We start from the raw sequence: 26,079 nt of genomic DNA, 5'->3' as shown, positions 1-26,079 counted from the left end.
GCCCTCGCCCTGAAACAGGCAAGGCCGCCGAACTTCGATGAGTCGCGAGCGGCCTTTCCCAGTCTCTGCAAGCCCAGTCCCTGCAAGCATTGGCGGACCTTTCGATCCGCCCGCTTTCATCAGCCTTCGGCTGCTTCCTCGAGAGCCGGCTCGACCGGAACTTCGGAGGACGCGCCGAGATCACGGCCGGAGGAGCCCTGCTGACGGGCAATGCCGTCGATGGCAGCGCGGGAGATCAGCTCGCAATAGAGAGCGATAGCGCGCGATGCGTCGTCGTTACCCGGGATCGGATAGTCGATCAGGTCCGGGTCGCAATTCGAATCGATGATGGCGACGACAGGGATGCCGAGGCGCTTGGCTTCGTCAATCGCGATCTTTTCCTTGTTGGTGTCGATGATGAACATCAGGTCAGGGGTGCCGCCCATATCGCGGATACCGCCGAGAGCCTTGTCGAGCTTTTCACGCTCGCGCTCGAGGTTCAGGCGTTCCTTCTTGGTGAAGCCCTGGGCTTCGCCGTTCAGGATCTCATCGAGCTTGCGCAGGCGCTGGATCGAGTTGGAGATCGTCTTCCAATTCGTCATCATGCCGCCGAGCCAGCGCGAGTTGACGTAGTACTGGGCCGAACGCTTGGCGCTGTCGGCGATAATCTCAGACGCCTGGCGCTTGGTGCCGACGAAGAGAACACGGCCGCCGCGGGCAACGGTGTCGCTGACGACCTGCAGGGCGCGCGACAGCATCGGAACGGTCTGGGCGAGATCGATGATGTGGATGTTGTTACGATCGCCGAAGATGTACGGCTTCATCTTCGGGTTCCAGCGGTGCGTCTGGTGGCCGAAGTGGACGCCTGCTTCGAGAAGCTGGCGCATAGAGAAATCGGGCAATGCCATGCCTTTTTATCCTTTTCCGGTTGAACCTCCGCAAGGCGAACAGCATCCTCTTCGAAGATGCCACCGGGCGGAACGATCCGGATTTCTCCCGGACAATCCCATGCCTTACGTGTGGAATGCGGTGCCCATACATTCGATTTGGCGTAAAAGCAAGGCTTATGCCGTAAAATCCCGGCATTCGCCTCGGCAGCCCATCATATGGGACGAAGCGCTGGAGGGTGCGCCGCAGAATAGACCGTCCGATCATCGAGCGAGGCGCCTCGCACCTTACCTACTTGCAGACCTCGGCCTTGCGGTCGAGCAGCTCCAGCTTGGCAAGCTTGCCGGTCAGGACGAAATCGCCGTAATCCATCGTCAGGTCGCGGGTGATGCCGTTCTCATAGAGCTTGAAGGACATGCGGTAGACCGGCAAAGCATCCGATTTCGCATTCTCGTTGAAATAGGCGATGGTCACCGGCCAGAAAGCCGTTTTGGAGAAGGCGCCGGCATTGCCGGCATCGGCCTCCTCGGCAACCGGGGTCTCCTGTTTGCCGACGATCGTCGTCGTCACAAGCGACTTGTCGCCGTCATCCGAGCCGTCGAAGACGCGGGCCTCGAAAAAGCGCTTTCCGTCTTTGGCGTTCTGGATCACGTCGAGCATATGTTCGGTGGGAAAGCGACTTTCAGCAAGCTGGAGTTCGCGGCTCAACGGCTGCTTGAGATCGACCTTGACGCCATCCGGCTGGTCCTGAGCCGCACCGTTGACCTCCTTGTCGAGCTGCTCGTCGGTGAAGGACTTGGTGTCGAAGGTAAACTGGCCGTCCTTGAGATTTTCGAAGGTTTTGGTCTGCTGGTCGCTGACGCGGACACTGTCGCCGGTGTCGATCTGCGTCACGAAGCGGAAATTGGTGGTGAAGCCCTGGCAATAGCTGCCGTCGAACTCATACACCATGCGACCGTACATGCCGGCAATGCCGGAGCGGTCCGAGGCGTCCTTCAATTCCAGATCATAGACGGCGCGATGTGCGACGAGGCCGGTCGCGATCGCAGCGCTTACCGCGGGCGCAGCCGCCCATGCATTGGCGGAAACGCTGGCGAGAAGCAGAGCGACAAGACTCGATCGGAACATTCATTAACTCCTGTTGGACTCGGTCGCGATGTTATAAGAACGCTTTCGGCCAAATCGAGGCTCGAACCTGTCATATTAAAGATTCTAGTCTTGATGCATAATTTTTGAAGAATTGACAACAAAAGCGGAGACGAAAATGTCCGATGAAATTGCAAAGCGCCTGACTGAGATGGGGATAACCCTGCCCGAAGCTGCAGCACCTGCTGCAAATTACGTACCCTATGTCATCAGCGGCAATCTTCTCTACATCTCCGGCCAGCTACCGCTCGAAGGCGGCAAGATCGCCGTTTCGGGCCATCTCGGCAAGACCGTCGACGTTGCGAGCGGCCAGCGCGGCGCCGAACTCTGCGCCATCAACATCCTTGCCCAGGCGAAGGCGGCGCTTGGCGGTGATCTCGGCCGCATCCGGCGGGTGATCAAGCTGAACGGCTTCGTCGCCTCGGCGCCCGACTTCGTCGAGCAGCACCTCGTTATCAACGGTGCTTCTAACCTGATTGCCGGCGTGCTCGGCGAGGCCGGCAAACATGCGCGTGCCGCCGTCGGCATGGCCGCCCTGCCGCTGAATGCCGCTGTCGAGATCGATGTTATCATGGAAATCGCAGAATGACCAACGCCGCCTGGATCAGGGACCTGCCGGTCGCCCACCGCGGCTATCACGACCTCAACAAACTCGTCTGGGAAAACACGCTTTCGGCCTTCTCGCGCGCCGTCGAAGCGGGCTTTGCGATCGAATGCGACCTGCACTACGCCTCCGACGGCGTGCCGGTCGTCTTTCACGACGAGGACCTGCAGCGGCTCTGCAACCTCACCGGCGACATCCGCGAGCGCACCTCCAGGGAACTCGGGCTGATCGCCGTCGGCGGCACGACCGATAAGGTGCCAACGTTGCGCCAGCTCCTCGATCTCGTCCAGGGCAAGGTGCCGCTGGTGCTGGAGCTCAAGGGCCGCGAGGCCGACGACGAGGGTTTCGCCGAAGCTGTCCTTGAGGTGCTTCAGGATTATGAAGGCAAGGTGGCGCTGATGAGCTTCGACCACTGGCTGCTGCGCGATCTGAGGACACTTGACGCAGCCTACCCGCTCGGGTTGACGGCCAATGGCAACACGCCGGGGGAATTCGAGGCGCATGCGAAGGCGATGGAGATCGGGCTCGATTTCATCTCTTACCATTATGACGATCTGCCGAATGCCTTCATATCAGGCGAACGCGAAAAGGGCATTCCTGTCATCACCTGGACGGTACGTGACGAAGAGGCGCGCCGGCGGACGTTTGCAAACGCAGATCAGATGACCTTCGAAGGCTTCGACCCGCGTGTGGCGGTTTGACGCTCGCTTTTTGGCCAAGATCATGCGCAGACTGAGGCAGAGCCAACCTCCCCTCCCACAGGCTTCGCATCCGCCCCATGACTGAAGAACTATCTATTCGCGTAGAACGCTCCTTCACCGCGATTTCCCCGGGGAGCTGGTCAAGGCTTTCCGGGGCGTCGAAGACTTGCAGGACGCTTGCCTACAATCCCTTCGTTTCGCATGCCTTTTTATCGTCGCTGGAAGAATCCGGCTCGGCCGACGCCGAGACTGGCTGGCTCGGCCACCACCTGCTGCTCGAGACCGATCGCGGCGAACTGATCGGCGCCCTGCCCGGCTACCTCAAGAACCACAGCCAGGGCGAATATGTCTTCGATCATGGCTGGGCCGACGCCTTCGAGCGGGCCGGCGGTCAGTATTACCCCAAACTTCAGTGCTCCATTCCGTTCACCCCGGCGACAGGCCCGCGTCTGCTTGTTGCCGAGGGGCTGCAACGGCTGCCGATCCAGAGCGCGATCGCCGAAAGCCTGAAGGAGGTCGTGCGCCGGCTCGGCATTTCCTCGGCCCATATCACCTTCGTGCCGGACGAGGAGATCGGCGTCTTCGAGATGGACGGCTATCTGCACCGCACCGACCAGCAATTCCACTTCATCAATGACGGCTATGCCAATCACGAGGAATTTCTCGAGACGCTGGCCTCGCGCAAACGCAAGGCGTTGCGCAAGGAGCGCCGCGCCGCCCTCGAAAACGGCATCAGCATCGACTGGCTGACCGGCCGCGATCTGACGGAACGCATCTGGGATCAGTTCTTCAAATTCTATATGGATACCGGTGGCCGCAAATGGGGCCGGCCCTATCTCACCCGCAAATTCTATTCGCTGATAGGCGAGCGTATGGCCGACGACATCCTGCTGGTCATGGCCAAACGCAACGGGCGCTATATCGCCGGCGCGATCAACTTCATCGGCGGCGATACGCTCTACGGTCGTCACTGGGGCTGCATCGAGGAGCATCCCTTCCTGCATTTCGAAGTCTGCTATCACCAGGCGATCGACTTCGCGCTTTCGAAAGGATTGAAACGGGTAGAGGCCGGAGCGCAGGGCGAACACAAGCTCGCCCGCGGTTACCTGCCGGTGACGACACATTCCGCCCACTATGTCGCCCATGCCGGCCTTCGCCGGGCGATCGGCGACTATCTCGCGCGCGAGCGCGCCGATGTCGAACAGATGAGCGAGCTGCTGAGCGAGCACAGCCCATTCCGCAAGGGCGAGCGCCCGCCGGAGGATTGACGCCGCCTCGCCGGCCGCGCTACCCGGTTAACGACTGCACAAAGAGGAGATTTCGCGATGACCAGCCCGGCCGCCTATGACGACAACAACATCTTCGCCAAGATCCTGCGCGGTGAAATCCCCTCGCACCGTATCTATGAGGACCAGCATACGGTCGCATTCATGGATGTTATGCCGCAGGCCCCGGGCCATGTGCTCGTCGTGCCGAAGGCGGCGTCGCGGAATATTCTCGATGCCGATCCAGCCACCCTCACCCATGCGATCATTGTTGTTCAGAGGATCGCCAATGCCGTCAAGGACGTCTTCGACGCCGACGGCGTGTTCATCGCCCAGTTCAATGAACCGGCCGCCGGGCAAACGGTGTTTCATCTGCATTTCCACATCATCCCGCGCCACGAGGGCGCAGCACTCAAGCCGCATTCCGGCAAGATGGAGGATGGTGCCGTGCTTGCCGCCCATGCCGAAAAGATCAGGGCGGCGCTCGCCTGATATCGATCGCTGCCGAAGCGAGGCAGAGGCAAAGGCAAAGGAAAGAGCAACAAATGAAAAAGGCCGCAGTGACGCGGCCTTTTTCGATTCAATGACGAAAGCTCACTTCTTGCGTGGAACCTTCGGAACCGCACTGCCCTTCTTGGGGGCGTCGCGAACCTCAGGCTCGGCCTGCGGCACCGCCTTGGCGCGGGTCTTGGGGGCCGCTTTCGTCTTCAGCTCGCCATCACCCTGGTCGTCGGCTTCGGGATGCACGACCTCAGCTTCCGGCTTCGGCTTGATCGGAGCCGTATCCGAAATAGCTTCCAACACGATGCCCGGCTTGCCGTCTTCCATCGGGCCGACGGTGACGTTGACGACGCCACCCTTCTTCAGCTTGCCAAAGAGGATCTCGTTGGCCAGCGGCTTCTTGATGGAGTCCTGGATCACACGGGCAAGCGGGCGGGCGCCCATCTTCTCGTCGTAACCCTTCTCCGAAAGCCAGGCGATCGCGTCTTCATGCAGGTCGAAGGTGACGTTCCTTTCGGAAAGCTGGGCCTCCAGTTGCATGATGAACTTCTGCACGACCTTGTGGATCACAGCCGTCGGCAGCGCCGCAAAAGGAATGATCGCGTCGAGACGGTTGCGGAACTCCGGCGTGAACAGGCGGGTCAGCGCCTCCTCGTCCTCGCCGGTGCGCTTGGACGAGCCGAAGCCGATCGCGGCCTTTGCCATTTCGGAGGCGCCCGCATTCGTCGTCATAATCAGGATGACGTTGCGGAAGTCGATCTTCTTGCCGTTATGGTCGGTCAGCGTGCCGTGGTCCATGACCTGCAGCAGGATATTGTAGATGTCGGGATGCGCCTTCTCGATTTCGTCGAGCAGGACCACGCAATGCGGGTGCTGGTCGACGCCATCGGTGAGAAGACCGCCTTGGTCGAAACCGACATAGCCGGGAGGCGCTCCGAGCAGACGCGAGACCGTGTGCCTCTCCATATATTCCGACATGTCGAAGCGCAGAAGCTCGACGCCGAGCGACGATGCCAGCTGCTTTGCCACCTCGGTCTTGCCGACGCCGGTCGGTCCGGAGAAGACATAAGCGCCGATCGGCTTGTTCGGCTCGCGAAGGCCGGCGCGGGCGAGCTTGATTGAGGTCGAAAGGGCTTCGATCGCGATATCCTGGCCGTAGACGACCGAGCGCAGTTCCTTTTCGAGATTAGCAAGCACCGCTTCGTCATCCTTGGAGACGGTCTTCGGCGGAATGCGCGCCATCGTCGCGACCGTCGCCTCGATTTCCTTTTCGGTGATCAGCTTGCGGCGCTTCGACGGCGGCAGCAGCATCTGGGCCGCACCGGTCTCGTCGATGACGTCGATTGCCTTATCCGGCAGTTTGCGGTCGGAGATATAGCGGGCCGAGAGTTCGACGGCCGACTTGATGGCATCGTTCGAATAACGCAGGTGGTGATACTCTTCGAAATAGGGCTTCAGGCCCTTCATGATCTCGATTGCATCCTCGATCGACGGCTCGCTGACGTCGATTTTCTGGAATCTGCGAACCAGCGCCCGGTCCTTCTCGAAGAACTGGCGATATTCCTTGTAGGTGGTCGAGCCGATGCAACGGATCGCGCCCGACGACAGGGCCGGCTTCAGAAGGTTCGATGCATCCATCGCTCCGCCCGAGGTGGCGCCGGCGCCGATCACCGTGTGGATCTCGTCGATGAAGAGAACGGCGCCCGGATATTCTTCCAGTTCCTTGACAACCTGCTTCAGGCGCTCTTCGAAATCGCCGCGATAGCGCGTGCCGGCGAGCAGCGTGCCCATGTCGAGCGAGAAAATCGTCGCGTCAGCCAGCGCTTCGGGAACCTTGCCTTCGACGATGCGCTTGGCAAGGCCTTCGGCGATCGCCGTCTTGCCGACGCCGGGATCACCGACGTAGAGCGGATTGTTCTTCGAACGGCGGCACAGGATCTGAATGGTGCGGCTCACCTCTGCGTGACGGCCGATCAGCGGGTCGATCTTGCCGCCCTTGGCCTTCTCGTTGAGATTGACGCAATAAGCCTTGAGCGCATCCTGCTGCTTCTTGGGGCCGCCCTCTTCCTCGCCGCCGCGGGCCGTCGGCTTGCTGCTTTCGGCTTCGTCCTCGGCACCGCGCGGGGGGCGAGCTTCCGAAGCACCGGGGCGCTTGCCGATGCCGTGCGAGATATAGTTGACGGCATCGTAGCGGGTCATCTCCTGCTCCTGCAGGAAATAGGCGGCATGGCTTTCGCGCTCGGCGAAGATCGCGACAAGCACATTGGCGCCGGTCACCTCTTCGCGGCCGGACGATTGCACGTGGATGACGGCGCGCTGGATGACACGCTGGAAGCCGGACGTGGGCTTCGAATCCTCGTCATAACCGGTGATAAGATTGGAAAGTTCATTATCGACGTACTCGACGAGCGTCTTGCGCAGCGCGTCGAGATCGACATTGCAGGCTCCCATGACCGCGGCCGCATCGGCATCGTCGATCAGGGCGAGCAGCAGATGCTCGAGCGTCGCATATTCGTGGTGCCGCTCATTGGCAAAGGTCAGTGCCTGATGGAGCGCCTTCTCTAAGCTAGGCGAAAATGTTGGCACGTTCAGATCCTCACTTCTTTTCCATGACGCATTGCAGCGGGTGCTGGTGCTGCCGGGCGAAGTCCATCACCTGGCTGACCTTCGTTTCCGCTACCTCGTATGTGAATATTCCGCATTCGCCGACGCCGTGGTTGTGGACATGGAGCATAATGCGGGTGGCACTTTCACGATCCTTTTGAAAAAAACGCTCCAGAATATGGATGACGAATTCCATGGGAGTGTAGTCATCATTCAAAAGCAGCACGCGGTAGAGATTGGGCTTCTTGGTCTTCGGCTTGGTGCGTGTGATGACCGAGGTTCGATTTCCGTTCTCCCCGTTCCTTTCGCCGTCATTCTGCATCCGGATCGGCTTTGCGATCATTGTCATTCATTCCTCAAGCAATCCGGCCTCAAGCAATCCGGCGAAGCATGGGAGGGTGCTTTTCCCGCCGAATATCTGAAACACTAACTTAGTTCATAATAGGCCGATTTTAAGCCCCCTGTCAGTCACTGCAATCAAGAAATGGCCGGGATGCACGGGAAAAACCAAAAAAGTCCCCGGCCGATCCATGGAGGCGTTGCGGCGAAAGTGGAAACAAAAAGACCGGCCACAGATGCGTAGCCGGTCCTCATTTTTCAATATGTAGCGCAGGTTGCGCCTGCAGAATCAGTTCATGCAGCAGCGGGCGTCGAAATCGGCGACGGCTTGGTGGTCTTGGCGACGGCAGCGGCGATCGGCGCTTCATAGGGCTTGTAAGCGGATTTGGCCAGATCGGCATACATCTCGCTAAGCTTCGTCGTCTCGGAGACGAAGCCTTCGAAATATGCCTTGACGTAGTTGCTCTGCAGTTCGAAAGCGGCCTCGAAGCTTTTGACGCCAGCCAGGGTTTCGAAATGCGTCACCGCGTCCTGAAAGGATTTCTTCGAATAGTCCGTGGCTTCGGCGGCAATCGCCTGGAAGCCCCTGGTCGTGTCGGAGTAGGTTCTCAGCGCCGTATCGACGGCTTCCTTGCTCTTCCTGTTTGCATCGTCAAAGTTGAACATGACCGTCCTCCGTTGGGCTGTGGGATCGCGGCAGGGTAGCTGCAGTGCACAAATAGTCAAGTAGTCTTGTGCAGCGCAGCACCCTCGCAGGTTGTGCGCCAATAATAAAACAAAGGATGCGCGCCGGGGCACGTACGTCTTTAACTGATTTTGCTAATATATATCAGATCATCGCAACCGGAAGCTTTAAAATTAATTTTGGCTCTGCAGCCAAAAAACAAAAAGGACCGAACGGATCGCGCCGTTCGGTCCTTTGAAAGCGTTCGAACACGATCAGAGATCGACGTCGAGGATCGCCATCGAAAAGTTGTAGGAGCGGTCGCCGTCCTCGTCATCGACATAGACGAGACCCAGAAATTCGTCGCCGAGATAGACCTCCGCAGAATCATCCTTGCGCGGACGTGCCTTGACGACGACCTGCGGGTTGAGCGTGCGTTTGAAATAGGCGTCGAGCTTCTTGATTTCTTCAGGCTTCACTCTGTCATCTCCGTAAACGGTCTTGATTGGCCGCTTCTTGCACAGGAAAAGCAGCGGTGTAAAGGCAAGGTTGCCACATGGCAATTTCTGTCCCCGCCCGGTTTCCGCCGATTTTTCCCGATCCTTTTCTCCGGCCGCCGCTCAGATATCGGCGCCGATCACCTGGTCCATATTGCGCGACGGCTCGGAACAACCGGCTTCGCCGACGACCTTGGCCGGCACGCCGGCGACCGTCTTCTTGGGCGGAACTGCCTTCAACACGACGGAGCCAGCGGCGACGCGTGAGCAGAAACCGATCTCGATATTGCCGAGGATCTTTGCGCCGGCGCCGATCATGACGCCGCTGCCGATCTTCGGATGGCGGTCGGCGCCCTCTTTGCCGGTGCCGCCGAGCGTGACGCCATGCAGGATCGAGACATTGTCGCCGATAACCGCCGTCTCGCCGACGACGAGGCCGGTGGCGTGATCGAGGAAAATGCCTTTGCCGATACGAGCGGCTGGATTGATGTCGGTCTGGAAGACGCTGGAAGAGCGGCTCTGCAGATAGAGCGCGAAATCACGACGGCCGCGGTTCAGCAGCCAATGAGCGAGACGGTGGGTCTGCAGCGCATGGAAGCCCTTGAAATAGAGCACTGCTTCCATGAAGCGCAGGCAAGCGGGATCGCGGTCGTAGATGGCCTGGATATCGACACGCAGGATGGTGCTCCATTCCGGCCAGTCGAGGAGCATTTCCTCGAAGGTCTGGCGAAGCAGGGTCGCCTGCATGTCGGGATGATCGAGACGTTCGCAGATGCGGTGGATGACACATTCCTCGAGCGAACGGTGGTTGATCACTGTCGCGTAGAGGAAGGCGGCAAGAACCGGGTCCCTTTCGGCGGCGAGCCTAGCTTCCTCGCGCAGGCTATCCCAGATGGGATCCATTACCTTCAACGGATGGCCTGTCTCAAAAGCACGAATGTCAGTCTTTGCGACCATCGCCGCTCTCCTCGTTGCCAGCCGGATACCGTTTTCGGAATGCCAATATATAGGGGAAAACGCCAATAACATAAATGGGTGCCGTCGCCATGGTTTTTTAGCATGGTTTTTCAGCATCACGATGATGTCACTCGCAGCGTTACCCCTTGGCGACCTTTGCATAGAAAGCCAGTACCGCCTGCTTGAAAACCCTGTCGCCGACAGCGAGCATATGATCGCGGCCCGGAATGTCGAGCGCTTCGGCGTTGGGCATCAGCGCCGCCAATTCCTGCGGCGAGCCGGCAATGTCATCCCTGGTGCCGACGCCGATCAGCGTCGGTGTGTCGAGCCTGGCGATATCCAAGCGGGCGACGAGATCGCGCGAGCCGCGGATGCAGTCGGCAAGGGCGACGCGGTCACTCTTTGTCTGGTCGGCGAAGGCGCGGAACATGCGGCCGCGGGCATGTGTCACGTCTTCCAGTGAGGGAGCCAGCAGCGCGTCGGCGATCGGGTCCCAGTCGCCGACGCCGTCGGTCATGCCGATGCCGAGGCCGCCGAGCACCATCGAGCGGACGCGATGCGGATTGGCAAGGGCGGCAAAGACGGAAATGCGCGCGCCCATCGAATAGCCCATGACATTGGCTTGCGGAATGCCGAGATGGTCCAGCAGCGCGATCGCATCGCCGGCCATCACCCATGGGCGATAGGCTTCGGCATCGTGCGGTTTGTCGCTTGCGCCGTGGCCGCGATTGTCGATGGCGATCACCCGATAGCCGGCATCGCCAAGCGTTTTCAGCCAGCCCGGATGCACCCAGTTGACGTTTGCGGTCGAAGCAAAACCGTGGATCAACAGAACGGGCACGCCGGCCGGGTCGCCCTCATCAAAGAAGGCGAGCTGCAATCCGTCATGGGTGAAGCTTGAAAATGCGGGCGTATTCAGGTTCATCAGGTCTTCCTTTTGGCGCGACCATAGTCGAGCGGTCTTTCATCGTGAAGTCAAAAACTGCGCCTAAAAACCGTGGCTGAAAACTGTGTCTGGCGCGGCGCTTTGGCTCTACACATTTGCGGCGAAGGCTTATAAGGTCCGCGCACATTTCAAAGCATTCGGAGAGCGACATGGCCGGCCACAACATTCCCCATTTCCAGAACGACGGCGGTCACCGGGTTATCGAAGTCGGCGTCAAGGAGTTCATGTGCACCGGCGCTTCGGCCCCGTTCGACCATCCGCATATCTTCATCGACATGGGCGACGACAACGAGAAGGTCTGTTCCTACTGCTCGACTCTCTATCGCTTCAATTCGGCGCTCAAGCCCAGCCAGACCAATCCGGCGGGCTGCGTTTTCCACGTGAAGGCGGCCTAACCCGCCGAGACGGATCGGACGGAAAATGCCGATCGAACATGCCGCCATCATCGGCGCCGGGATTTCAGGACTGACCGCCGCGCTTTCGCTTTCGCGCCGGGGTATCAGCTCTGACATCTTCGAGCAGGCAGGCGAACTTGCCGAGATCGGCGCCGGATTGCAGGTTTCGCCGAACGCCTCCCACATCCTTGCCGAGCTCGGTATCCTTGACGGGCTGTCAAAGGCCTGGCTCGAGCCTGAGGCGATCCGGCTGATATCCGGCAGTTCGCTGCGCCAGCTCGCAGCGGTGCCAGCAGGCAAATTCGCGCGGCAACGCTGGGGCGCACCCTATGGTGTCCTGCATCGCAGCACATTGCAGAAAGCGCTTTTGGCTGCGGTCGAGGCCGATCCGCTCTGCCGGCTCCACCTTGGTGTCCGGATGGACGCGACGCTGCCGCCTTTCGAGCGCGACGCCGATGTCGTTATCGGCGCCGACGGCGTCTGGTCGAAGCTCCGGCAATTGGTTCCGGGCAGCCCCTCGCCGCGCTTTTCCGGCAATATCGCCTACCGCTTTACCATTGCCGCGGATGCGGCGCCCGGCTTCCTCGACCCGACAAGCGTTTCGGCATTTCTCGGCGGCTCGGCGCATCTTGTCTGTTATCCCTTGAGGGAGACCGGCAGCTTCAACATGGTGGCGATCACCGCCGGCAATAGCGCCCCGCAGGCCTGGCAAAGCGAACCGAAGGCCGAGCAGCGTGCAGAGCTCAGGACCCGCTTTTCCGGCTGGAACGCCGCGATCGTCTCGCTGCTCGAACAACACCGGGCGCTGACCTTCTGGCCGCTGTTTGAGGCCAGCGCTGGTACGTGGCAGGACGGCCGCAAGACGGTGCTGATCGGCGACGCCGCGCATGCGATGATGCCGTTTGCCGCACAGGGAGCGGCCATGGCGATCGAAGACGCCTACGAACTTGCCGCGTTTCTTTCCAACCGCCCGGTGGCGGAGGCCCTATTACTCTTCGAAAGACATCGAGCGCCACGCATTGCGAAGCTTCGCCAGCGCGGCGCCTTCAATCGGTTTGCCTATCATGCGAAAGGGCCGATCCGGATCGGCCGCGATCTCGTGCTCGGCCTCAAGCCGCCGCAAAGCCTGGCGGCGGATCTCGACTGGATCTACGGCTATCGAGCTCTGCGCCTACCATAAAGCGGTTCAGACGGCACTTGCGGCGGCAAAACCCCGTTCGATATCGGCCTTGAGGTCAACCACATCCTCGAGGCCAATCTGCAGGCGGATGACCGCACCATCGGTCGGGGCCTTGGCGACCTTTCGATCGTTGAGATAAGCGTGCAAGGCGAGGCTTTCAAAGCCGCCCCAGGAATAGCCGAGACCGAAAATCCTCAGTGCATCGAGGAAGGCATGCGCCTTCGCTCTAGATTTCTCGGGACCATCCCCGGCAAGCACGAAGGAAAAGATGCCGCTGGCGCCCTTGAAATCGCGCTTCCAGAGATCGTGAGAGGGAAAACTCGGCAAGGCCGGATGCAGCACGCGGGCAACGTCCTCCCTGCCCTCCAGCCATTCTGCGATATCAAGCGCGCTTTCATAATGCCGCTCGAGGCGCAGGCCCATGGTACGCAATCCGCGCAGGATCTGGTAGGCGTCATCGGGTGCGCCGCAGATACCGAGCACACCGTTTGCTTCCTTCAGCCGCTCCCAGTGTTCGGCATTGGCCGATACCGTTCCGAGTAGGATATCGGAATGGCCGGACGGATATTTCGTCGATGCATGGATCGAGATGTCGACGCCGTAGTCGAGTGGCCGGAAATAGAGCGGCGTCGCCCAGGTATTGTCCATCATGACGACGGCGCCGTGGCGATGCGCAACCGCCGAAATTGCCGGAATATCCTGCATCTCAAAGGTGTTGGAGCCGGGAGCCTCGGTGTGAACAAGCTTGGTATTCGACCGGAACAGGCCTTCGATGCCGGCGCCGATCGCCGGATCGTAATATTCCACCTCGACGCCAAGACGCTTCAACATCGTGTCGCAGAAATGGCGCGTCGGGCCGTAGACCGAATCGACGACGAGCGCATGGTCGCCGGCTGCGACGAACCCCAGGAACGGAATGGTGACGGCCGCAAGGCCCGAGGGGACGAGGATCGTGCCAGCCGAGCCTTCGAGCGCGTCGATAGCTTCGCAGAGCGCGTCCGTCGTCGGGGTGCCGCGCGTTCCGTAGGTATATTTCTGCGAGCGCGTCTCCATCGTCCGCGCATTCGGGAACAACACTGTCGAGGCGTGCACGACCGGCGGATTGACGAAGCCGTGATAGTCGAAGGGATCGTTGCCGATATGGGTCAGGCGGGTGTTGATGCCGGCGTTCTGCAGCAAGCTGTCTTTGTCTTTCATCTCGGAAATAGCCTTTGGCGAGGGGCTGGAAAACAGACTTTTGGACGCCCTGCCGTGTCCGGTCAACCCTTGACGATCGGTTGCGAACGACGTTTCAAACGATGGAATTTCCGAATTTCGCGTTATTTTTCCGCAATCGGACGCCTATTTCCTAATCAACCGCCCTCGAATGCGGCGCAATCTGCCAAAAATCTGATTTTCGCCGCAATTATTGATGGCGACACTTGACCATGGTGACATTTGCGACTGTGATAGGGTACTCGCGCCGGGAGGGTGTCGGGACAATGGGGGCGGCAGGTTTTTCCGCCGGAACTCCCCACAAGAAAATACAAGACAACGGAAAAGGTTGGGAAAAATGAAGAACAAGCTTCTGTCCGCCGCTCTCGGCGCAGCAGTTTTCGCTCTTGGCGCCTCGGCTGCCTCGGCCACGACACTCACCGATGTAAAGGCTAAGGGTTTCGTTCAGTGCGGCGTCAACACCGGCCTTACCGGCTTTGCCGCACCTGACGCTTCCGGCAATTGGGCTGGCTTCGACGTCGACTTCTGCAAGGCCGTCGCTTCGGCCGTCTTCGGCGACCCCACCAAGGTCAAGTACACGCCGACAAATGCGAAGGAGCGGTTCACGGCTCTGCAGTCCGGCGAAATCGACGTTCTCTCGCGCAATACGACCTGGACGATCAATCGCGACACAGCGCTCGGCTTCAACTTCCGTCCTGTCACCTATTATGACGGTCAGGGCTTCATGGTACGCAAGGGCCTGAACGTGAAGTCGGCCCTCGAACTCTCCGGCGCCGCAATCTGCGTGCAGTCGGGCACGACCACGGAACTGAACCTCGCCGATTACTTCAAGACGAACAATCTGCAGTACAATCCGGTCGTCTTCGAAAATCTTCCTGAGGTCAACGCGGCCTACGACGCCGGTCGTTGCGACGTTTACACGACCGACCAATCCGGTCTTTATTCACTGCGTCTGACACTTAAGAATCCCGACGAACATATCATCCTTCCTGAGATCATCTCGAAGGAACCGCTTGGCCCGGCCGTCCGTCAGGGTGACGATCAGTGGTTCGATATCGTTTCCTGGACGGCTTATGCGCTGATCAATGCCGAAGAGTTCGGCATCACCCAAGCAAATGTCGACGAGATGAAGAACTCGCCGAATCCTGACATCAAGCGCTTTCTCGGCAGCGAGGCCGACACCAAGATCGGTACCGATCTCGGCCTGACCAATGAGTGGGCCTACAACGTCATCAAGGGCGTCGGTAACTATGGCGAAATCTTCGAGCGCAACATCGGCCAGGGTAGCCCGCTCAAGATCGCACGCGGTTTGAATGCTCTCTGGAACAAGGGCGGCATCCAATACGCACCGCCGGTTCGTTAATCGAACTCTGGCATAAAACCCGGGATGGCGGCCAAGCCGCCCTCCCATCTTCCAAAAAGCAAAAAGAAAGCCCGATAACGGGCACAAGGGGATTGGCGCGGCATGACGCATGAGGCTGTGGATACGACACCTTTGCATGGCACCGGCTGGACTTTGCGGTCGGCAATGTACGACCCGAAATACCGGAGCATATTTTTCCAGGTTCTAACGATCGTTGTTCTCGTGGTGTTTGTGTGGTGGGTGGCCCACAATACGGCGGTAAACCTTGCCCGTAGCAATACGGCATCGGGTTTCGGCTTTCTCCGCGGTCGCGCAGGTTTCGAAATCGGCCAGTCACTGATCAGCTTTTCGAGCGACTCGACTTATGCACGCGCACTTGTCGTCGGCATTCTGAATACCTTGCTGGTGGCGGTGACCGGCATATTCACGGCGACCATCATCGGCTTCCTGATCGGGATCGGCCGGCTGTCGCACAACTGGCTGATTGCCAAGCTCTGCACGGTCTATGTCGAAATCTTCCGTAACATTCCACCGCTGCTCGTCATCTTTTTCTGGTATCTCGGCGTTCTCTCCGTCTTGCCACAGCCGCGCGAGTCGGTGGGTCTGCCATTCAACATGTTCCTCAATAACAGAGGACTAGCCTTCCCGAAGCCGATCTTCGAGACAGGCATGATAGCGGTCGGTATCGCCCTGGTGATCGGGATTGTTGTCGCTATCGTCATGGCGCGCTGGGCCCATAAACGCCAAGCTGCAACCGGCCAGCCTTTCCACACGATATGGGCGTCGCTCGCGCTGATCGTCGGCTTGCCATTGCTGGTCTTCCTTGTCTCCGGCTTTCCGCTAAGCTTCGACGTTCCGGTCGCTGGAAAGTTTAACCTGACTGGCGGCTCCGTCGTCGGCCCCGAATTCATGTCGCTGTTTCTCGCTCTGTCCTTTTATACCGCCTCGTTCATCGCCGAGATCGTTCGCGGCGGCATTCGCGGCGTTCCAAAGGGGCAATCCGAGGCAGCCGGCGCGCTGGGGCTGCATCCGTCGAGCGTCACGAGACTTGTCGTGGTGCCACAGGCGCTGCGCATCATCATCCCACCGCTGACCAGCCAGTATTTGAACCTGACCAAGAACTCCTCACTCGCCATCGCGATCGGCTTTTCGGATCTCGTTGCCGTCGGCGGCACGATCCTCAACCAGAGCGGTCAGGCAATCGAGATCGTTTGCATCTGGGGCATCGTCTATCTCAGCTTGAGCATTCTCACGTCGCTGTTCATGAATTGGTTCAATGCCAAGATGGCACTGGTGGAGAGATAAGATGTCGATCACCGATAAACCCTTCGTCAGAACGTCAATCCTCGCCGCCGAGCCGCCTCCACGCGGAGAAAGAGGGGCCGGCGCCTGGATACGCCGTAATCTCCTTGCTACCCCGAAAGACGTGATCCTGACGATCCTGGCCCTTGCGCTGATCGCATGGGCCGTGCCGCATCTCGTCAACTGGCTATTCATCCAGGCCGTATGGTTCGGGCCGGACCGGACATTCTGCGCGACGACGGTCCAAGGCGGCATCCAGCCTGACGGCTGGAGTGGCGCATGCTGGGCCTTCATCAGCGCCAAGTACGATCAGTTCATCTTCGGCCGCTATCCGCTCAGTGAGCGTTGGAGGCCGGCGATCGTCGGGATCCTCTTCATTGTGCTTCTGGTTCCGATGCTTATCCCGTCGGCACCGCGCAAGGGCCTGAACGCCATTCTTCTGTTCGCCGTCCTGCCGATCATCGCCTTCTGGCTTCTTCACGGGGGGTACGGCCTCGAAGTGGTGGACACACCGCTCTGGGGCGGGTTGATGGTGACACTCGTCCTGTCCTTTGTCGGCATTGCCGTTTCTTTACCCTGCGGCATTCTGCTAGCGCTGGGACGGCGCTCGAAGATGCCCGTCATCCGCATGCTCTGCGTTACTTTCATCGAGGTCATTCGAGGCGTTCCGCTGATCACCGTTCTGTTCATGGCAAGCGTGATGCTGCCGCTTTTCCTTCCCACGGGCTGGAACGTGGACAAACTCCTGCGGGCGCTGATCGGTGTTTCCATTTTCACGTCGGCCTATATGGCGGAAGTCATCCGAGGCGGCCTTCAGGCGATCCCGAAGGGACAGTTCGAAGGCGCAGATTCGCTTGGCCTTGGCTATTGGCAGAAGACCCGGCTGATCATCATGCCGCAAGCCATCAAGCTGGTGATCCCGAGCATCGTGAACACCTTCATCGGAACGTTCAAGGACACATCGCTGGTCACCATTATCGGCATGTTCGATCTGCTCGGCATCGTGAAACTGAACTTCTCCGATGCCAACTGGGCGAGCGCGGTCACGCCGATCACGGGTCTGATCTTCGCGGGCTTCATCTTCTGGCTGTTCTGCTTCGGCATGTCGCGCTATTCAGGCTTCATGGAACGCCATCTCGATACCGGCCACAAACGATAAGAATGAGGGAATATAGTCATGGCTGAAGCTCCAGCTAAAAAACTCACCGTTTCCGCAACGGAAGTGGCGGTCGATATCGTCAATATGAACAAGTGGTACGGCGATTTCCACGTGCTGCGCGACATCAACCTCAAGGTCATGCGCGGCGAGCGCATCGTCATCGCCGGCCCGTCGGGTTCCGGCAAGTCGACGATGATCCGCTGCATCAACCGCCTGGAAGAGCATCAGAAGGGCCGCATTATCGTCGACGGCACCGAACTCACCAACGACCTGAAAAAGATTGACGAGGTCAGGCGCGAAGTCGGCATGGTGTTCCAGCACTTCAACCTCTTCCCGCACCTGACGATCCTTGAAAACTGCACTTTGGCGCCGATCTGGGTGCGCAAAATGCCGAAGAAGCAGGCGGAAGAGGTCGCCATGCACTTTCTGAAGCGCGTCAAGATCCCCGAGCAGGCCAACAAATATCCAGGCCAGCTTTCCGGCGGCCAGCAGCAGCGTGTGGCGATCGCCCGGTCGCTGTGCATGAACCCGAAGATCATGCTGTTCGACGAACCAACCTCGGCGCTCGATCCTGAGATGATCAAGGAAGTGCTCGACACCATGGTGGGTCTTGCCGAGGAAGGCATGACCATGCTCTGCGTCACCCATGAAATGGGCTTTGCCCGCCAGGTTGCCAACCGGGTCATCTTTATGGACCAGGGCCAGATCGTCGAGCAGAATTCGCCGGCCGAGTTCTTCGACAATCCGCAGCACGAACGCACCAAGCTGTTCCTCAGCCAGATCCTGCACTAAGCTCAAGCACTGATACCTTTCAAAGACCCGCCTCGCCCTCCGGCTCGGCGGGTCTTTCGTATTCAGCGCGAGGCTATCGCCTTCAATAGGCTGCAGAGACCGGCAAGACCGGAATCGGAGCCGCCTGACGCAACGCCGCCCGGCGATGAGATATCAGCGCAGCGAACGAGCATCTTGCGCTGTTCGTTGACCGGCCTCGCCCGGAAGGCCTCCAAAGTGCGGGCCTGCGATGCACTGAGGGTCTCCTCAGCCGCGGGTTTGTTGCTGCCGCCTGCCCTGCCGATGGCAAGATCGGCATCGACACCGCTGCCGCGTCTGACCGAGGCCGTGGCGTCGGTATCAAGCCCGTCGGAACCGCCGATGCGTGCATTGAGATCGGCATTGACGCCGCGCCCGCCGCCGAGCCTGGCATTGGCGTTCGCGTCGAGACCTTTGCCGCCGCCGACACCGGCATTGACATTGGCATCTACGCTCCGGCCGCCGCCGGCATTGGCTGTCGCATCGGCATTGACGCCGCTCGAACCGCCGACGGACGCATTGGCATCGGCGTTGACGCCATTACCGCCGCCCAGCGATGCTCCGACGTCGGCGCTGACGGCATTGCCGGCATTTACCGATACGCCGACGTCGATAGCGTGTGCATCGCTTGTCGGCATGGCAAGCAGGGCGCAGGTGGATGCAAGCACTGCCAAGGATAGTCTATTGTGATTATCGGTCATATCTTCCTCCGTTTCCATTCGCCGAGCGACCTGCCCGGCAATCGAAAATCGAGGAACGCGCGTGCCTTCGATCGTCTGGACGCCTGCAACCTGCAAGACGTCCATGGCAAGGCAACGTGAAGGGTTGACGAATGTTTCACTCCCCTGCACGGCAAGTCGGCTCAGTGGCAGGGAATGATCTTTCACGGTTATTGAAATGTGAATCGACAAACTGACTGTGCCAAAAGCGAACATGTCGTGCAGCGACGGAAGCGCCGGTTGCGTATATGCTTGGCGCTTGCGTCAGGAACCTTGCGTGCCGGCAAGCAAAGCTCGGTACTCGATGCGATCAGCATGCGATTGATCCATTTGCAGCGTTTTCGAAAAGATCGCTGCACCTTGCCTGGAATTTGACTTTCCACCACCGATTGAGATGACCAAAAATAACTTCCCCTCCTTCTGGATATATCAGGCAGGAGGTCCATGTTTCAGCATGGTCTCATCTAATGAAACTGGAGGTTCAAGAATGGGCATTTTCGACAAGATCAAACATGCAATCTTCGGAGAAGCGAAAGCAGCCGAACCCGTTGCATCAGGCGCGCCAAAGACGCAGCCCGCGCAGGCTCCTGTCTCGCCGTCGCCACCGCCCAGTACCGCACCTGCAGCCTCTCCCGCTCCGAGCAAGCCGGCTTCAACCACAGCCGCCGCCACAGCCACAGTCGATATCGTCCCTATCCTGGACGCGGCCGTGAAAAAGAGCGGCCAGAAACTCGATTGGCGTCGCTCGATCGTCGACTTGATGAAAGCCGTTGGGATGGATGCGAGCATGGCCGAGCGCAAGGAACTCGCCACCGAGCTCGGCTATACCGGCGACAGTGGCGATTCCGCCAAAATGAATATGTGGCTGCACAAGGCGCTGATGAAGCGGCTTTCGGAAAACGGCGGCAAAGTACCGGCCGATCTGCTCGATTAATCGATGAGCGAGAACTGCCGGCGCTTCGCGACAGATGCTCATCTGGCGCAGAAGCGTCGGCAATCCGGGGCACACGCCGATCGGATCGGAGGCTGTGAGTCCCCTTGCCCGCAGGCATTGGAACCAATAACGTTCCCCTCGATTACTTCGATAATCGATCAGGGGAGAATGAAATCCAATGAGATTGATGGCAGTCGTCGGCGTTGCGCTTAGCTTGGGCTGTATTTCGGCCGCGGAATCCCCTTCAAACTATCAATCCTACAGAGGCATCCGGGTCGATACCGACCCGGTCCTCCTGGCTCGATACGACAAGGCGCTCCGGTGGTGCGTGCCGGAGGCAGGCTCGTTGAGGCGCGGCTCGCCGGATCCGCAAAGCCTGCTTTACAACGCGGCGCTCAGAAACTGCCTCTCCAGACGCGGCTTCGTCGACCGAGGCGTCTACGCCTATCCCATTCCCCATGTATACTTCGAGCATTTCTTGGATCGCTAAGAAGAGCCAATCCGCGATAGAAATTCGAAGGTATAAGCCCCACCGTATTGCGGGGGGGCTTATCAACTACGCCTGCCCGCAAGTCCGATGAGTTTCCGGATCGAGCCGCGGCCGAAATGAATATGCTGCATGGATCTTGCACGGCGGATTGATCCAAGCCGGGCCGGTCGACGGAGCAAGCTCGATTACATGGAGAGGGACTTCCCCGCCACCGGTCTAAGCGCCACCGGTCCGAGGTCTCGCACCCGGATACCTCTCGTGCCAGCCGCTTTTGCAATGGGTTGGCGAGCAATTGACCGGGTGATGAGAGAGCTGCGATTCGTGCTGCAATGTTGACGGTCGATGCAAAGAGATCGCCCGCTCTGCAGATGACTGGGCCGTGGTTCAGCCCGGCATCGAGTGAGTGGTCGGCGGTTCTTTGCGGCATGCCTGCAACAGCGTTCCGAGTAGCTGGGGATCGCTGTATCGGACTGAGAAAATGACGGCATTGCCTTATCGCCGATCCGTTTGATCGGGGGCTGATTGTGACGTTCGAGGTGCAGCCGATTCGACGGTCAGGCCCCCCTTACCATCTCGATCAGTACCAATTATCAGGGCGAGACCGCCCAAAATTGCCAAATTCACAAAAAAAATGACTATTCCGCCTTTGGCGAGAGGAATCCAGTCACGCCATCAGGTTTTCCTAAAGTTTTCAATGGATGCATGTCGCTGTAGTTGCAGAAAGAATAATTCTCGGAATACGAGACATTTATATTGCCCCAATTTGGGCGACTCAAAATTCCGCAAATATTTCAAAACGTAACATCGGAGTGATTAAGATAATGTGGCAGCAATAAGGCTATGCTTGTCAAGCACTTACTGTCGCGTTGCTGTTGCGCGCTCCAAAATGTCGCCCTATAACCTGCCGCCGTAACGCTGGATTAACCTAAAATATTAACGGGCAGGGGTTGAGGAACAAGACCATGACAACATACTACGTAGCGACGACTGGCAGCAGCAACGGTAACGGCAGTACCTCCTCTCCTTTCCGTACGATCAGCGACGCGATGGCGTCGAACCTTAAGCCAGGCGACGAGGTCGTGGTGAAGCCGGGGACCTACAACGAGAGTATTCACATCGACAAGGACGGCTCGGCGGCTGGCAACATCACGCTGCGCTCGGAAGTGCCCGGCGCAGCCCTGATCCGGCCACCAGCGGGCTCGTACACCGGGATCAGTGTCAACGGCAATTACGTGGTCATCAACGGCTTCGACATCAAAGGCGGCACCGGCGACGGCATCGAAGCGAACAACGTCCACCACATCCAAATCCTCAACAATACTGTCCACGACAGCGGGGAGTCGGGCATTCAGTTCAACCAATCGGACTTCATCCGCATCGAAGGGAACGAGACCTACAATAACGCGTCATCGGGCTGGTACTCGGGGATCTCGATCTACCAGAACCGGAACATTACAGGCGATACCTCGACGGACGGCTACCGGACGATCGTTCGCAACAACGTCTCGCACGACAACGTCACGAAGTCGGGTGCGCACACGGATGGCAACGGCATCATCATCGATGATTTCCAGAGCACGCAGACGAGCGGTCACCCGAACTACACATTCAAGACCCTGGTTGACAACAACCTCGTCTACGATAACGGCGGCAAAGGCATCCAGGTTACCTGGAGCGACTCCGTCACGGTGCAGAACAACACCGCATACCACAACAATCAGGACCCGGCGAACACCGGCACCTGGCGCGGCGAGCTGAGCAACTCGGCGTCGAACAACAACACTTGGGTCAACAACATTGCCGTTGCGGATCCATCGGTCAACAAGAACAACACTGCGATCGATAACACGTCTACCGGCGGCGCCAACAACAACGTCGTCTGGGCCAACAACATCACCTACAACGGCACGGCCGGCCAGGCATCGGTCAAGACCGACGGCGGCAACGCGATGCCGAGCACGGCGAACGGTAACAAGCTCGGCGTCGACCCGAAATTCGCGGGGGCAGCAAGCGACAACTTCCACCTTGGCTCCGGCTCGTCGGCGATCGACGGCGGAACCACCAAGTACGGCGTCGGCTCGGTCGATCTGGACGGCCACACTCGCGTCGTCGGATCTGTCGATATTGGTGCCTACGAATCAGGCTCCAGCTCGGCACCGGGAACGCCGACGCAGCCGGGAACGCCGACCACGCCGACACAACCGGGAACGCCAACTACGCCGACGCAACCGACAACGCCAACCCCGCCGACGACGAAGGAATTCATTGGCACCAACGGCAATGACATCCTGCCCCACACCGGTCAGTCCAACGGTGGCAACGAAACCTTCAAGGGTCTCGGCGGCAGTGACGTGTTGAAGGGCGGGGCCGGCGCGGACGTGCTCGACGGCGGTAGCGGCAACGATACGGCCAGCTATGCGGGCTCCGGCGCGGTCAACGTCAGCTTGGCGACTGGAGCTGCATCGGGCGGGCAAGCAGCCGGTGACAAGATCGTCGGCATCGAAAACTTGACTGGCTCCAGCTACAACGACGTACTGACCGGCGGCAATAACGGCAGCAACGTTCTCACTGGCGGGGCTGGCGCGGACAAGCTGGACGGCGGCGCCGGCGCGGACAAGCTCGACGGCGGTAGTGACAGCGACACGGCCACCTATGGGGTCTCCACCGGGGCGGTCAACGTCAACCTGGCAACTGGGGCCGCATCGGGCGGGTATGCCACCGGTGACAAGTTCATCAGCATCGAGAACTTGACTGGCTCAAGCTACAACGACGTGCTGACCGGCAATAGCGGCAGCAACGTTATCCAAGGCGGGGCCGGAAAAGACATCATGACCGGTGGCGCCAGCTCGGATACGTTTGCCTTCAAGGCACTGGCGGAAATGGGGTCCGGCTCGAACCGCGACGTCATCACCGACTTCCAGAAAGGCGTCGATAAGATGGACTTCTCGGCGATAGATGCGAATGGCTCTGCGCAGGGCGATGGAGCCTTCCATTTGCTGGCACAGGAGAACGCCTCTTTCGACCACAAGGCTGGCGCGCTCACTTGGCACTATGAAGACAAGGCTGGGTCTGCGAGCGATGCTACCGTTATCCAGGGCGACCTGAACGGCGACGGCGTTCAGGACTTCCAGGTTCAGCTGAAGGGCCTCGTCCACCTGGGGGCAGGCGATTTTCTCCTGTAATTATACCCGTTGTGGCGGTCGTCCGATCGCCACGACAACCGTACTGACAATCCGAGCGCCGGTCAGGCGCTCGGATTTTGAGTCTCCGTCCATTCGCCGACCGAAAGGTGCTGGTGACCAAGGTGGCACCTCATTCGTCGTATTGCGAGATCAGTTCGGACAATAATTCCGCACAGGTCTGAAACGCGTCGCAATCTTTCAGATTCGCTCCTTACACTTTCAATTCTTTGTTTTACGCATGTCGTTGCCGCAAGATCGCTGCACATTTTTGCGCGGCATGCTTTAGCGGCGTGTCCTCCGTTTCCAGAAGCAGTTGGCCGACCGCAAGCTGCTGATTGTCGACGAACTTGGAGAGCGGTAGCAAGCCCACAGGTCAGTGAGACGATGGAGGCCCGTAATGGTTCGGTTGCGCAAGGGGCCTCGCAGCTGCGCCATCGGACTCAATCATTCTAACTTAGCTAAGGGACGCCCGTCCGGCGGCCGTACGCGCGATTGGCCGGACGGCGGTCTAAATGGGCGCCTGGTGACCAGACCCTTCGGGCTGCTCACCAGGCGGCTTCAAGTCACTGAATTTGTGGCGACCCCTGCAGGAATCGAACCTGCGACAACCTGCTTAGAAGGCAGGTGCTCTATCCAGCTGAGCTAAGGGGCCGTCCGGCGGTCGCGTTTACGGAGCGCGACCGGATGCGGCAGTTCTGGACGAGAAACCTCAATGCGTCCAGGGCTGCGTGCGGGTATAGCGGAAATTATCCGGATAGGCGACAACCTGGCGGACCGGATCCTTGGGCGCCATGACCCGGTATTCGATGCCGTTGCCCCGGGCATAGGCTTCGGCCAGTTCCTGCGATTCGAAGGTGAGCTTAACCTGCTGGCGCGTATCGCCGGAGGAGGTGTAACCCATCATCGGATCGATCTTGCGCGGCGACTCCTGATCGAATTCAAGCACCCAGAGATGGGTCTTGGCCTTGCCGGACTGCATGGCGGTCTTGGCTGGACGATAGATCTTGGCAGACATGACTGCGCGTCTCCGACTATGCGGGCAGCGCCCGCCTTTCATGGTCTCAACCCCGTTGCCGGAGCTTTTGCTTCATCGCTAGAGATAACGCGAAGAGATGAATTTTGCTTATCCGCGAATCCCTGGCTTTTCAAGAAAAAAGGCGGTTTATGACGCGGCGTCGACCCCATCGCGTTGATGAGGCGATGCTTCGGATACAAGGATATCGGCAGACAGCAGGTTGCGCAATATTACCGGTCGTCTCATGTTGTGATCACAATCTGATTGCCGCCGCCAGCCCTCGGGACTATTTACGGCTCAGTCAATTTCAGTGGATTTGCACACATGATGAGACGTTCGGCTGAGTTCAACGCCATTGTGATCGGGGCTGGCATTACGGCTTTCTTCTACGTTGCCATCAGCTACGCCCAATATATCGGCCTGCTCGAACGCGGCTGAGGCAGCCCCTACCGTCCGTTTGCGCCCGGCAGGGTGAATAAACGGCCAATCCCAGATTTTCCTGTACGCATCCACATATCACATTGAAAACTTCCGCCGGAGCTGGATTTATGGGTTGCGACGGTGAAGTGAACCGTGTATCTCCCCGCCACGGCACGGAGTGTAGCGCAGTCTGGTAGCGCATCTGGTTTGGGACCAGAGGGTCGGGAGTTCGAATCTCTCCACTCCGACCATTCAATTTCCCGATATTTTTGGATCTTTGACGGCGGCATCGCGGCTCGCATGCTCGCGCGCAGTCACTTCGCCTTCTGGGTCGTCGTGGCGCTGACGATCCTGTCACCCGGCTTGATCCCGAGTTTGGCGACGATGCCGGCATTGAGTTCTACGACGTATTTCACCTTGCCCATCGAATCGATGATATCGCGCGAATAGGGCACGGCCTTTTCCTTGATGTGGCGGATCGTGCCGGTGTCGTCGGCAAAAAGCATGTCGAGCGGCAGGGTGGTGTTTTCCATCCACATGGTGACGCGCCGCGGTTCGTCGAAATCGAAGATCATGCCGGCATCATCGGCCATCGTCTTGCGAAACATCAGGCCGTAGGCGCGCTGATCAGGGGTCGAGGCGATCTCGACGGTGAAATGGAGCAGCTTGCCCGCGGCGGTCTGGATGAGCAGCGGCTCCTTGTCGAACCGCATCTCCTCCTCGGCCAAGGCCGGCAGGGCGACCATGAAAAAAAGCGCCAGGATGGCGCTTCTGATCGCATGAAGAAGAATGAGACCGCGCATA

At 59.2% G+C, this 26,079-nt stretch carries 25 protein-coding genes and 2 tRNA genes; 14 read left to right on the top strand and 13 right to left on the bottom strand.

What is annotated here, in order from left to right:
• Positions 1–119: 119 nt before the first annotated feature.
• Together rpsB and RCCGE510_RS07480 are read right to left on the bottom strand one after the other, a co-directional pair.
• Positions 120–887 carry a 30S ribosomal protein S2 gene (rpsB, locus tag RCCGE510_RS07485; RefSeq protein WP_003539287.1) on the bottom strand — a complete coding sequence of 256 codons (768 nt, stop codon included), beginning with the start codon at positions 885–887 and terminating at the stop codon, positions 120–122.
• A gap of 271 nt (positions 888–1,158) precedes the next feature.
• The gene (locus RCCGE510_RS07480; protein ID WP_007628661.1) at positions 1,159–1,995 is read right to left on the bottom strand and encodes a cell envelope integrity EipB family protein; all 837 of its coding nucleotides are present in this window, start codon (positions 1,993–1,995) and stop codon (positions 1,159–1,161) included.
• Positions 1,996–2,131: 136 nt separating this feature from the next.
• Between RCCGE510_RS07480 and RCCGE510_RS07475 the strand changes: the two genes are divergently transcribed.
• From RCCGE510_RS07475 to RCCGE510_RS07460, 4 genes are all read left to right on the top strand, one after another.
• Positions 2,132–2,602 (top strand): RidA family protein, encoded by a 471-nt coding sequence (locus RCCGE510_RS07475; protein WP_007628660.1) that lies wholly within the window; start codon positions 2,132–2,134, stop codon positions 2,600–2,602.
• The gene (locus RCCGE510_RS07470; RefSeq protein ID WP_007628658.1) at positions 2,599–3,318 is read left to right on the top strand and encodes a glycerophosphodiester phosphodiesterase; all 720 of its coding nucleotides are present in this window, start codon (positions 2,599–2,601) and stop codon (positions 3,316–3,318) included. Before RCCGE510_RS07475 ends, RCCGE510_RS07470 begins: the two co-directional genes overlap by 4 nt.
• Positions 3,319–3,395: 77 nt before the next feature.
• Positions 3,396–4,586 carry a GNAT family N-acetyltransferase gene (locus RCCGE510_RS07465; protein WP_007628657.1) on the top strand — a complete coding sequence of 397 codons (1,191 nt, stop codon included), beginning with the start codon at positions 3,396–3,398 and terminating at the stop codon, positions 4,584–4,586.
• 57 nt (positions 4,587–4,643) lie between these two features.
• Positions 4,644–5,075 (top strand): HIT family protein, encoded by a 432-nt coding sequence (locus RCCGE510_RS07460; RefSeq protein ID WP_007628655.1) that lies wholly within the window; start codon positions 4,644–4,646, stop codon positions 5,073–5,075.
• Positions 5,076–5,177: 102 nt separating this feature from the next.
• Here RCCGE510_RS07460 and clpA read toward each other — a convergent pair whose 3' ends face one another.
• The 6 genes from clpA to RCCGE510_RS07430 all read right to left on the bottom strand — a co-directional run bounded on the left by clpA (position 5,178) and on the right by RCCGE510_RS07430 (position 11,070).
• On the bottom strand, positions 5,178–7,670 hold the full coding sequence (gene clpA / locus RCCGE510_RS07455) for an ATP-dependent Clp protease ATP-binding subunit ClpA (protein WP_007628654.1): 2,493 nt from the start codon (positions 7,668–7,670) through the stop codon (positions 5,178–5,180).
• A 10-nt stretch (positions 7,671–7,680) separates the two neighbouring features.
• On the bottom strand, positions 7,681–8,031 hold the full coding sequence (clpS, locus tag RCCGE510_RS07450; protein WP_007628652.1) for an ATP-dependent Clp protease adapter ClpS: 351 nt from the start codon (positions 8,029–8,031) through the stop codon (positions 7,681–7,683).
• A 290-nt stretch (positions 8,032–8,321) separates the two neighbouring features.
• Complete coding sequence (locus tag RCCGE510_RS07445) at positions 8,322–8,693, bottom strand: phasin family protein (RefSeq protein ID WP_007628649.1); 372 nt, start codon at positions 8,691–8,693, stop codon at positions 8,322–8,324.
• A gap of 273 nt (positions 8,694–8,966) precedes the next feature.
• Positions 8,967–9,170, bottom strand: coding sequence for a DUF3126 family protein (locus RCCGE510_RS07440; protein ID WP_007628648.1), 204 nt, complete (start codon positions 9,168–9,170; stop codon positions 8,967–8,969).
• 141 nt (positions 9,171–9,311) lie between these two features.
• Positions 9,312–10,145, bottom strand: coding sequence for a serine O-acetyltransferase (cysE, locus tag RCCGE510_RS07435; RefSeq protein WP_007628647.1), 834 nt, complete (start codon positions 10,143–10,145; stop codon positions 9,312–9,314).
• A 139-nt stretch (positions 10,146–10,284) separates the two neighbouring features.
• Positions 10,285–11,070, bottom strand: coding sequence for an alpha/beta fold hydrolase (locus RCCGE510_RS07430; protein WP_007628642.1), 786 nt, complete (start codon positions 11,068–11,070; stop codon positions 10,285–10,287).
• A gap of 170 nt (positions 11,071–11,240) precedes the next feature.
• Here RCCGE510_RS07430 and RCCGE510_RS07425 point away from each other — a divergent pair, with 170 nt between their 5' ends.
• Positions 11,241–11,486: a zinc-finger domain-containing protein gene (locus tag RCCGE510_RS07425; RefSeq protein ID WP_003539274.1), complete on the top strand. Its 246-nt coding sequence runs from the start codon at positions 11,241–11,243 to the stop codon at positions 11,484–11,486.
• Between the two features lie 25 nt (positions 11,487–11,511).
• Positions 11,512–12,666 (top strand): FAD-dependent monooxygenase, encoded by a 1,155-nt coding sequence (locus tag RCCGE510_RS07420; RefSeq protein WP_007628641.1) that lies wholly within the window; start codon positions 11,512–11,514, stop codon positions 12,664–12,666.
• A gap of 6 nt (positions 12,667–12,672) precedes the next feature.
• On the opposite strand, the gene RCCGE510_RS07415 is transcribed toward RCCGE510_RS07420, so the two are convergent.
• Positions 12,673–13,863: a cystathionine beta-lyase gene (locus tag RCCGE510_RS07415; protein ID WP_007628640.1), complete on the bottom strand. Its 1,191-nt coding sequence runs from the start codon at positions 13,861–13,863 to the stop codon at positions 12,673–12,675.
• Between the two features lie 355 nt (positions 13,864–14,218).
• Between RCCGE510_RS07415 and RCCGE510_RS07410 the strand changes: the two genes are divergently transcribed.
• The 4 genes from RCCGE510_RS07410 to RCCGE510_RS07395 all read left to right on the top strand — a co-directional run bounded on the left by RCCGE510_RS07410 (position 14,219) and on the right by RCCGE510_RS07395 (position 18,497).
• Positions 14,219–15,244 carry an amino acid ABC transporter substrate-binding protein gene (locus RCCGE510_RS07410; protein ID WP_007628639.1) on the top strand — a complete coding sequence of 342 codons (1,026 nt, stop codon included), beginning with the start codon at positions 14,219–14,221 and terminating at the stop codon, positions 15,242–15,244.
• 102 nt (positions 15,245–15,346) lie between these two features.
• Positions 15,347–16,549 (top strand): amino acid ABC transporter permease, encoded by a 1,203-nt coding sequence (locus tag RCCGE510_RS07405; protein WP_007628638.1) that lies wholly within the window; start codon positions 15,347–15,349, stop codon positions 16,547–16,549.
• A 1-nt stretch (position 16,550) separates the two neighbouring features.
• Positions 16,551–17,705 carry an amino acid ABC transporter permease gene (locus RCCGE510_RS07400; protein WP_007628637.1) on the top strand — a complete coding sequence of 385 codons (1,155 nt, stop codon included), beginning with the start codon at positions 16,551–16,553 and terminating at the stop codon, positions 17,703–17,705.
• An 18-nt stretch (positions 17,706–17,723) separates the two neighbouring features.
• The gene (locus tag RCCGE510_RS07395) at positions 17,724–18,497 is read left to right on the top strand and encodes an amino acid ABC transporter ATP-binding protein (RefSeq protein ID WP_003579010.1); all 774 of its coding nucleotides are present in this window, start codon (positions 17,724–17,726) and stop codon (positions 18,495–18,497) included.
• 62 nt (positions 18,498–18,559) lie between these two features.
• Here RCCGE510_RS07395 and RCCGE510_RS07390 read toward each other — a convergent pair whose 3' ends face one another.
• Positions 18,560–19,216 carry a hypothetical protein gene (locus tag RCCGE510_RS07390; protein ID WP_037078117.1) on the bottom strand — a complete coding sequence of 219 codons (657 nt, stop codon included), beginning with the start codon at positions 19,214–19,216 and terminating at the stop codon, positions 18,560–18,562.
• A gap of 505 nt (positions 19,217–19,721) precedes the next feature.
• Here RCCGE510_RS07390 and RCCGE510_RS07385 point away from each other — a divergent pair.
• From RCCGE510_RS07385 to RCCGE510_RS07375, 3 genes are all read left to right on the top strand, one after another.
• Positions 19,722–20,168, top strand: coding sequence for a DUF3597 domain-containing protein (locus RCCGE510_RS07385; RefSeq protein ID WP_007628634.1), 447 nt, complete (start codon positions 19,722–19,724; stop codon positions 20,166–20,168).
• Between the two features lie 178 nt (positions 20,169–20,346).
• Complete coding sequence (locus RCCGE510_RS07380; RefSeq protein ID WP_007628633.1) at positions 20,347–20,658, top strand: hypothetical protein; 312 nt, start codon at positions 20,347–20,349, stop codon at positions 20,656–20,658.
• A 962-nt stretch (positions 20,659–21,620) separates the two neighbouring features.
• Positions 21,621–23,840, top strand: a complete 2,220-nt coding sequence (locus tag RCCGE510_RS07375; protein ID WP_037078059.1) for a choice-of-anchor Q domain-containing protein — start codon at positions 21,621–21,623, stop codon at positions 23,838–23,840.
• 575 nt (positions 23,841–24,415) lie between these two features.
• Here RCCGE510_RS07375 and RCCGE510_RS07370 read toward each other — a convergent pair.
• A tRNA-Arg gene (locus RCCGE510_RS07370) sits at positions 24,416–24,492 on the bottom strand.
• Positions 24,493–24,549: 57 nt separating this feature from the next.
• Positions 24,550–24,855, bottom strand: a complete 306-nt coding sequence (locus RCCGE510_RS07365) for an ETC complex I subunit (RefSeq protein ID WP_007628630.1) — start codon at positions 24,853–24,855, stop codon at positions 24,550–24,552.
• 594 nt (positions 24,856–25,449) lie between these two features.
• Here RCCGE510_RS07365 and RCCGE510_RS07360 point away from each other — a divergent pair.
• Positions 25,450–25,526, top strand: a tRNA-Pro gene (locus RCCGE510_RS07360).
• A 63-nt stretch (positions 25,527–25,589) separates the two neighbouring features.
• Here the strand turns inward: RCCGE510_RS07360 and RCCGE510_RS07355 are convergent.
• Complete coding sequence (locus RCCGE510_RS07355; RefSeq protein ID WP_007628625.1) at positions 25,590–26,078, bottom strand: DUF192 domain-containing protein; 489 nt, start codon at positions 26,076–26,078, stop codon at positions 25,590–25,592.
• Between the last annotated feature and the right edge of the window lies 1 nt (position 26,079).

Source organism: Rhizobium sp. CCGE 510 (assembly GCF_000292525.1).
Classification (GTDB): Bacteria; Pseudomonadota; Alphaproteobacteria; order Rhizobiales; family Rhizobiaceae; genus Rhizobium.
The sequence above is the reverse complement of the archived record's forward strand: the minus strand, read 5'-3'. Positions and strand labels throughout refer to the sequence as shown.